The organism is Streptomyces sp. NPDC058240 (genome assembly GCF_042882135.1).
Taxonomy (GTDB): Bacteria; Actinomycetota; Actinomycetes; order Streptomycetales; family Streptomycetaceae; genus Streptomyces.
The window spans coordinates 236,898-244,683 of sequence record NZ_JBHVWT010000008.1; the positions used below are offsets into that span (position 1 = coordinate 236,898).

The following is a 7,786-nucleotide window of genomic DNA, read 5'->3' on the forward strand; positions in this document are numbered from 1 at the left end:
GTCACCCGGACGGCGCAACCTGTTCGACTCCGAGGCGTTCACCAGGGTGCTGCGGCGGTCGGCCGCAGCCACGCTAGGAGGATCCTGAAGTGAAGAACCTGAAGAAGGCCGCTGCCGTCACCATGATCGCCGGTGGAATCATCGCCGCCGGTGCGGGCGCGGCCTCCGCCACCGGACACGGCGCGGGCGCCCACGGTGTCGCGGCCCACTCCCCGGGCGTGGCCAGCGGCAACGTCGTCCAGGTCCCGGTGGACGTCCCGGTGAACGTGGCCGGCAACACGGTCAACGTGATCGGTCTGCTCAACCCGGCCTTCGGCAACCTCGGCCTGAACGGCTGACCGACCCCCGGGGCCGGCTGACCGAACCCACGGTCATACGTCGCCGGACGGAGCGCATCGAGCCCGTCCGGCGACACCGGGAGCCCGCCCGGCCAGGGCCTACCGCTCCCGCTCGCGCTCCTCCACATACGCGTTGTACGCGGCGACCTGTGCCCGCCGGGCCACCCGCTCCACCGGCCGCAGCACCTCACCCCGGGCCGCGATCTCCGAAGCGCTCACCGCGCCGCCGTGCCCGTTCTCGTACGCCACCGAGATCAGCAGCCCCACCCGCTGTGCGAGCTCCAGAACCCGCACCGCCCGCGGCGGGTACCCCGGAGCCAGCACCTCGCGCCCCCGCTCCGCCCGTGCCCGGTACGCGTCCACCGCCGCCTCGGCCACCGGCCCCGAACCGGCCACATCCAACCGCGACAGCATCGCCGTCGCGTCCCGCAACCCCTCGGCGAGCTCCCGCTCCGCCTCGCTCAGCGACGGCACATCGGCCGGCGGCGCCTCCCGTACGGGCAGACAACGCCACACCACCTCGACGTGCAGGTCCCCTTCCAACCCCGCCTCACGCACCTCGGGAACCAGCCCGTACGGCGCGCCGAAGGCCACCACCGCCTCCTCGGCCTCCAACGCCCGCGCGTTGAACTCCGGCGGACCGCTCAGCCCCAGCGGATGGCCGGGCGCCGGCAACGCCACCCGGAAACCCGTCACCCCCAGACCCCGCAACCGCCCGAGCGCCAGCGTGAGCCCGACCGGCCCCGCCTCGCCCGGCAGTCCCTCGACGCGGTGCACCGCGTCCTCCCCGACAATGGCGAGCGCCGCCTCGTCCGGCGACACCAGTCCCGCCAGAAGCGCGTTTCCCCAAGCGGCCAACAGCCCTGAGCGTGGTTCCGAAAGCATGGGAACAGCCTAGGGAACGGGCCCGGGGCCTGTCGTCACGCGGGCCCAGCGCCGGGAGCACTCGTACGGTGGCGTAGATTTCCCTGGGAGCTGTGCCCACAGGCACCGACGATCTCGACACTGCATGGGGAGACAACGCGCCATGAGCGATGTACTGGAGCTGGTGGACGTATCCGTGGTCCGCGACGGACGCGCTCTGGTGGACGACGTCTCCTGGTCGGTCAAGGAGGGGGAGCGCTGGGTCATCCTCGGCCCGAACGGCGCCGGCAAGACCACCCTCCTCAACATCGCGTCCAGCTACCTCTTCCCGAGCACCGGCACCGCCAAGGTCCTCGGCGAGCAGCTCGGCGGCGTCGGCACCGATGTCTTCGAGCTCCGCCCCCGCATCGGCATCGCGGGCGTCGCCATGGCCGAGAAACTGCCCCGGCGCCAGACCGTGCTGCAGACGGTGCTCACCGCCGCGTACGGCATGACCGCCACCTGGCACGAGAACTACGAGGCCGTCGACGAGGAGCGCGCCCGCGCCTTCCTCGACCGGCTCGGCATGACCGAGTACCTCGACCGCAAGTTCGGCACCCTGTCCGAGGGCGAGCGCAAGCGCACCCTGATCGCCCGCGCCATGATGACCGACCCCGAGCTGCTGCTCCTCGACGAGCCCGCCGCAGGTCTCGACCTCGGTGGCCGCGAGGACCTGGTCCGCCGCCTCGGCCGACTGGCCCGCGACCCGTACGCCCCCTCCATGATCATGGTCACCCACCATGTCGAGGAGATCGCCCCCGGCTTCACCCACGTCCTGATGATCCGCCAGGGCAAGGTGCTCGCCGCCGGTCCCATGGAGACCGAGCTCAGCTCCCGCAACCTCTCCCTCTGCTTCGGCCTGCCGCTCGTCGTCGAGCACACCGGCGACCGCTACACGGCCCACGGACTGCCGCTCTCCTAGGAGACAACCTCCGGACACAACGGGCCCCGCCGGGCGCAGTGGCCCGCTTGCGCCCTGTCGGCGAGGGCGCCCGCGGTTCTACCATGACCACGTGGACATCGACGCGTGGGTGTGGTGGCTGATCGGCGCGGTGGGACTGGGCATCCCACTCGTCATGACTGCGATGCCCGAGTTCGGCATGTTCGCCGTCGGAGCGGTCGCCGCGGCAGTCGTCGCGGCACTCGGCGGCGGCATCGTGGCCCAGGTATTGGTATTCGTCGTGGTCTCCGTGGCGCTCATCGCCGTGGTTCGCCCGATCGCCGCCAGACACCGCACCGACCGGCCCCAACTCGCCACCGGCATCGATGCCCTGAAGGGCCGTCAGGCCGTCGTCCTGGAACGGGTCGACAGCAGTGGCGGCCGGATCAAGCTGGCCGGGGAGATCTGGTCCGCCCGTGCACTCGACGAGGGCCAGAGCTTCGATCCGGGCCAACAGGTCGATGTCGTCGACATCGACGGCGCTACGGCAGTCGTCATGTGACCGAACCACCCACAAGGCAGAGCGCGTTCTGTCAGACTTGATGTCGATCATCATGAGTTTCGGGACCGGCACGACATCCGGTCCCTCCCGCGATCTCGATCTCGACCTCGATCATCGCGATCCGTCGGCAACCGAAGGGCAATGAGAAACACGATGCAACCGATCATCATCGTCTTGATCATTCTGGTGGTGCTCGTCTTCATCGCCCTGATCAAGACGATCCAGGTCATCCCGCAGGCCAGCGCCGCCATCGTGGAGCGCTTCGGCCGCTACACCCGCACGCTCAACGCGGGCCTGAACATCGTCGTTCCCTTCATCGACTCCATCCGCAACCGCATCGACCTCCGTGAACAGGTCGTGCCGTTCCCGCCCCAGCCGGTGATCACCCAGGACAACCTGGTCGTCAACATCGACACCGTCATCTACTACCAGGTGACCGACGCGAGGGCCGCGACCTACGAAGTCGCCAGCTACATCCAGGCGATCGAGCAGCTCACCGTCACCACCCTCCGCAACATCATCGGTGGCATGGACCTGGAGCGGACGCTGACCTCCCGCGAGGAGATCAACGCGGCCCTGCGCGGAGTCCTCGACGAGGCCACCGGCAAGTGGGGCATCCGCGTCAACCGCGTCGAGCTGAAGGCGATCGAACCGCCCACCTCCATCCAGGACTCGATGGAGAAGCAGATGCGCGCCGACCGTGACAAGCGCGCCGCGATCCTCCAGGCCGAAGGAACGCGCCAGTCCGCGATCCTCACCGCGGAGGGCGAGAAGCAGTCCGCGATCCTGCGCGCCGAAGGTGAGGCCAAGGCATCGGCCCTGCGCGCCGAGGGCGAGGCCCAGGCGATCCGTACGGTCTTCGAGTCCATCCACGCCGGCGACCCGGACCAGAAGCTCCTCTCGTACCAGTACCTCCAGATGCTCCCGAAGATCGCCGAGGGCGACGCCAACAAGCTCTGGATCGTGCCCAGCGAGATCGGCGACGCCCTCAAGGGCCTCAGCGGCGCCTTCGGCAACCTCGGCAACGGCGTCCCGGGGTTCGACACCGGCAAGGAACGCCGGGAGCAACCCCCGGTCGAATGACGCGTACACGCCCCGTGCATGATCAGTGCACCAAGCACCGATCATGCACGGGGGATGCGCCATGAACATCTGGGAGATGCTTGCCGTCTTCGTCGCGGGAATCAGCGCCGGCACGATCAACACGATCGTCGGCTCGGGAACGCTGATCACCTTCCCCGTGCTGCTCGCCACCGGTCTGCCCCCGGTCACGGCCACCGTCTCCAACGCCCTCGGCCTGATCCCCGGCTCCGTCAGCGGCGCCATCGGCTACCGCAAGGAACTCGCGGGACAGGGCCGTCGCGTACGCAAGCTCGCCGTCGGTGCCCTCATCGGCGGCCTCACCGGCGCCACCCTCCTGCTCACTCTGCCCTCCACGGCCTTCGAGACCATCGTGCCGATCCTGGTGGCGCTGGCCCTCGCCCTGGTCATCCTGCAACCACGCATCAGCAAAGCGGTCCAGCGCCGACGCGAACACAGCGGCACCCGCGCCCACCCCGACGGCGGACCGCTCCTCTTCGTCGGACTGATGCTCGCCAGCGTCTACGGGGGCTACTTCACCGCCGCCCAGGGGATCATCTACCTCTCCCTGATGGGCATGCTGCTCGACGACACCATGCAGCGCCTCAACGCCGTCAAGAACGTCCTGGCCGCCGTCGTCAACAGCATCGCCGCGCTCTTCTTCCTCTTCGTCGCGGACTTCGACTGGACGGCCGTCGTGCTGATCGCGGTCGGCTCCGCGCTGGGCGGCCAGATCGGCGCCAGGATCGGCCGCCGCCTCAGCCCCACCGTCCTGCGCGTGCTCATCGTCGCGGTCGGCACGGTCGCCATCGTCCAGCTGCTGCTCCGCTGACGAAGGGAAGCCCACCTCCCCCGGAGACGGGCTTCCACCACGATGAAATGCGTACGCCGACTACGCCGCGGCGCGGTCCAGCCACTCCGGCAGCTCCGACCGCTCACCGGCCCCCAGCGCCAGCAGCATCGCCTGCGCGGGAGACGGCACGAACGGCTGACGCAGCAGCGGCATCCCCGCCTGCTCCGGCGTCCGGGCCGCCTTGCGGTGGTTGTCCTCGGCACAGGACGCGACCGTGTTGAGCCAGGTGTCCTGACCTCCCTGGGCGCGCGGCACGACATGGTCGACGGTGCTCGCCCGCCGCCCGCAGTACGCGCACCGGTGCTGGTCCCGTATCAGCACACCCCTCCGGGACCACGGGGCATGTCTTCGGAACGGCACCCGTACGTACCGGCAGAGCCTGATCACCCGGGGTACCGGAATGTCCATGGCGGCGCCACGCATGCGGAGATCGGGATGCGACTGCTCGACGACGGCCTTGTCCTGCAGGATCAGCACCACCGCACGGTTCAGCGTCACCGTCGACAGCGGCTCGAAGCTCGCGTTCAGTACCAGTGTGTCCCGCATCCCGCCCACCTCCCGTGTGCCGCCCGCCCCCTGGCAGGCCCGGATCAACTCTGGCCGGGCAGGCCGTGATGGACAACGCAATAAAAATGCCCTGCCCTGATCTCTCCAAGACCAGGGCAGGGCAAACAGCAGGGGAACTCTCGGCTCGGCGGGCGCTACGAGGGACCTGTGTACTCACCGATCAGCTGGGCACGGCCCAGCGTGTGGAACCGCAGATTGAACCCGACGACCGCGGGCGACACATCGCTGTCGACACCCAGCTTCTCGGTGTCCACCGCGTACACGGTGAACACATAACGGTGGTTCTCGCCGGCCGGCGGCGCGGCACCGCCGAACTCCTTCGACCCGTAGTCGTTACGGACCTGCACGGCACCGGCGGGCAGCCCCTCGAACTTCCTGCTGCCCGCACCGGCCGGCAGCTCCGTGACCGACGCCGGGATGTCGAAGAGCACCCAGTGCCAGAATCCACTGCCCGTAGGAGCATCGGGATCGAAGCAGGTCACGGCGAAACTCTTGGTCTGCGCCGGGAAACCCTCCCACCGCAGCTGCGGCGAGGTGTTCCCGGCCGCGAACACCTGGGCGTCCGCCAGCACGGCGCCGGGGGCGAGATCCTCGCTCACCACCGTGAACGACGGAACCTCCGGATGGAAGTCGTGCGGCAGCGGCGCCCTCTTCGGCTCGGTCACGTCAGCACCTCTCCTGATCGCTCTACTGCTGTCAGCAGGTCTCCCACCGACCCTAGAGCCAGTTGCGCTGACCGCCGACCTGCGCCAGCCACTGATTGAGGTACGCCGCCCAGTCGGTCCCCTGGAAGTCGTTCAGCCCGACCTTGAACGCGCGGTACGAGTCGCTTCCCTCGCTGAAGAGCCCCGCCTTCTTGTCCATCTCCAGGACGACATCCATCTCACGGTCGTCCGCGACGAATGTCAGCTCCACCTGGTTCAGACCGCGGTACTGCTGCGGCGGGAAGAACTCGATCTCCTGGTAGAACGGCAGCCGCTGACGCGTACCGCGAATGTGACCGCGCTCCATGTCCGCGCTGCGGAAGCCGAAGCCGAGCTGCCCGAAGGCGTCGAGGATGGCCTGCTGAGCCGGCAGCGGGTGCACATTGATCGGGTCCAGGTCGCCCGAGTCCAGCGCCCGCGCGATCTCCAGCTCCGTGGTCACACCTATGTTCATGCCGTGCAGATGCTGACCGGCGAACATCGTGATCGGCGTCTCCCACGGAATTTCGAGCCCGAAGGGTACGACGTGCACGGCACCGGCCCGCACCTCGAACGCGCCACCGAGCCGCAGTTTGGTGAACTCGATGTCCTGCTTGGTCTCCGTGTCATGGCCCTCGACCTCGACCCGGGCCTGCAGACCCACGGAGAGTCCTTCGATCTGCTGATCCACGGATCCGCCCTGGACCCGCACCTCACCCTGGACGATCCCACCCGGGACGACGTTGAGCTCGGAGAGCTCGGTCTCCACCGAAGCGCCACCGGCACCCATGCTCGCAAGCAGCCGCTTGAAGCCCATGTTTACTCCTCCTTGGTCCTGACCCCTACATACGCGCCACGACCGTAGTCGGTTCCCGGTACCCTCGACCGCCATGATCGAGGGCTTGGAACGTACGCCGCTGACACGCGACTTCTTCGACCGCCCCGTACTGGACGTGGCACCCGACCTCCTGGGCCGGACCCTGGTACGTGCCACACCGGACGGACCCATCGAGCTCCGCCTCACCGAGGTGGAGGCGTACGCCGGCGAGATCGATGCCGGATCGCACGCGTTCAGAGGCCGCACCGCACGCAACGGCGTCATGTTCGGACCGCCCGGCCACGCGTACGTCTACTTCACCTACGGCATGTGGCACTGCCTCAACCTGGTGTGCGGCCCCGAGGGCCGGGCCAGCGGGGTCCTGCTCCGCGCCGGCGACATCCAGGTCGGCGCGGAACTCACTCGCGAACGACGAAACTCGGCCCGCAATGACAAGGAACTGGCCAAAGGCCCGGCCCGCCTGGCCACGGCCCTCGATGTCGACCGAGCACTGAACGGCATCGACGCCATCGCCCACCCCGGCGCGTTCCTGTCCGTGCTGCATGGCACCCCACCACCACGTGACCAGGTACGCAACGGCCCACGCACCGGAGTGGGCGGAGATGGAGCCACACACCCCTGGCGCTTCTGGATCGACGGGGACCCCACGGTGAGCCCGTACCGGGCCCATGTGCCACGCCGCCGCGCAACTTGACTCACCCTTGAGGGCCACCTAATGTAGTCCGAGCCGCTTGAAACGGGTACTGCTGTCGGTACGGTCCATCGGACCGCATCCGAGCATCCCGGAGCGACCAACCACTACCTTCGACGCACCCTGGCGGGTGCGAATTCGGCATGCCGTAATTCAATCCCTTCGACTCGATTATGAGTCGCCAAGGAAATCGGTTAATGTAGTGGACACGCCGAAAGGCGAAGACCTCTCCAAGGTCACCGGAATTCAAATTCGGACCGGAAACGGAACGAAAAAGAGTCTGGTAAGGTTGGAACCGCCGGAAAGGGAAGCGCGAAAGCGAAGAACTGGAAAGCGCAACCCGCTTCGACCGGGAATCGGACACGAAAGAGTCTGATAGAGTCGGAAACGC

Annotated in this window: 10 protein-coding genes; 6 read left to right on the plus strand and 4 right to left on the minus strand. The window is 68.2% G+C overall.

The window, feature by feature from the left end:
* Positions 1 to 89: 89 nt before the first annotated feature.
* Entirely contained in the window at positions 90 to 338 is a 249-nt protein-coding gene (locus tag ACFVX4_RS17355; protein WP_389977553.1) for a chaplin family protein, read from the plus strand.
* A gap of 99 nt (positions 339 to 437) precedes the next feature.
* On the opposite strand, the gene ACFVX4_RS17360 is transcribed toward ACFVX4_RS17355, so the two are convergent.
* Positions 438 to 1,223, minus strand: a complete 786-nt coding sequence (locus ACFVX4_RS17360) for a hypothetical protein (protein ID WP_389977556.1) — start codon at positions 1,221 to 1,223, stop codon at positions 438 to 440.
* A gap of 142 nt (positions 1,224 to 1,365) precedes the next feature.
* On the opposite strand from ACFVX4_RS17360, the gene ACFVX4_RS17365 reads away from it, so the two are divergent.
* From ACFVX4_RS17365 to ACFVX4_RS17380, 4 genes are all read left to right on the plus strand, one after another.
* Complete coding sequence (locus ACFVX4_RS17365) at positions 1,366 to 2,163, plus strand: ABC transporter ATP-binding protein (protein ID WP_124718429.1); 798 nt, start codon at positions 1,366 to 1,368, stop codon at positions 2,161 to 2,163.
* Between the two features lie 91 nt (positions 2,164 to 2,254).
* The gene (locus tag ACFVX4_RS17370; protein WP_266421208.1) at positions 2,255 to 2,683 is read left to right on the plus strand and encodes an NfeD family protein; all 429 of its coding nucleotides are present in this window, start codon (positions 2,255 to 2,257) and stop codon (positions 2,681 to 2,683) included.
* 153 nt (positions 2,684 to 2,836) lie between these two features.
* Positions 2,837 to 3,766, plus strand: a complete 930-nt coding sequence (locus ACFVX4_RS17375) for an SPFH domain-containing protein (RefSeq protein WP_093539783.1) — start codon at positions 2,837 to 2,839, stop codon at positions 3,764 to 3,766.
* Positions 3,767 to 3,827: 61 nt separating this feature from the next.
* A complete protein-coding gene (locus tag ACFVX4_RS17380; RefSeq protein ID WP_266421212.1) occupies positions 3,828 to 4,595 on the plus strand; it encodes a sulfite exporter TauE/SafE family protein in 768 nt (255 codons plus the stop codon).
* Between the two features lie 60 nt (positions 4,596 to 4,655).
* On the opposite strand, the gene ACFVX4_RS17385 is transcribed toward ACFVX4_RS17380, so the two are convergent.
* The 3 genes from ACFVX4_RS17385 to ACFVX4_RS17395 form a co-directional block, all read right to left on the minus strand.
* A complete protein-coding gene (locus ACFVX4_RS17385) occupies positions 4,656 to 5,162 on the minus strand; it encodes an HNH endonuclease (protein WP_389977559.1) in 507 nt (168 codons plus the stop codon).
* Between the two features lie 155 nt (positions 5,163 to 5,317).
* A complete protein-coding gene (locus tag ACFVX4_RS17390) occupies positions 5,318 to 5,848 on the minus strand; it encodes a YbhB/YbcL family Raf kinase inhibitor-like protein (RefSeq protein ID WP_389977562.1) in 531 nt (176 codons plus the stop codon).
* A gap of 52 nt (positions 5,849 to 5,900) precedes the next feature.
* Positions 5,901 to 6,683, minus strand: a complete 783-nt coding sequence (locus ACFVX4_RS17395) for a sporulation protein (RefSeq protein ID WP_389977565.1) — start codon at positions 6,681 to 6,683, stop codon at positions 5,901 to 5,903.
* A 73-nt stretch (positions 6,684 to 6,756) separates the two neighbouring features.
* Between ACFVX4_RS17395 and ACFVX4_RS17400 the strand changes: the two genes are divergently transcribed.
* The gene (locus tag ACFVX4_RS17400; protein WP_389977568.1) at positions 6,757 to 7,398 is read left to right on the plus strand and encodes a DNA-3-methyladenine glycosylase; all 642 of its coding nucleotides are present in this window, start codon (positions 6,757 to 6,759) and stop codon (positions 7,396 to 7,398) included.
* The last annotated feature ends 388 nt before the right edge of the window (positions 7,399 to 7,786 follow it).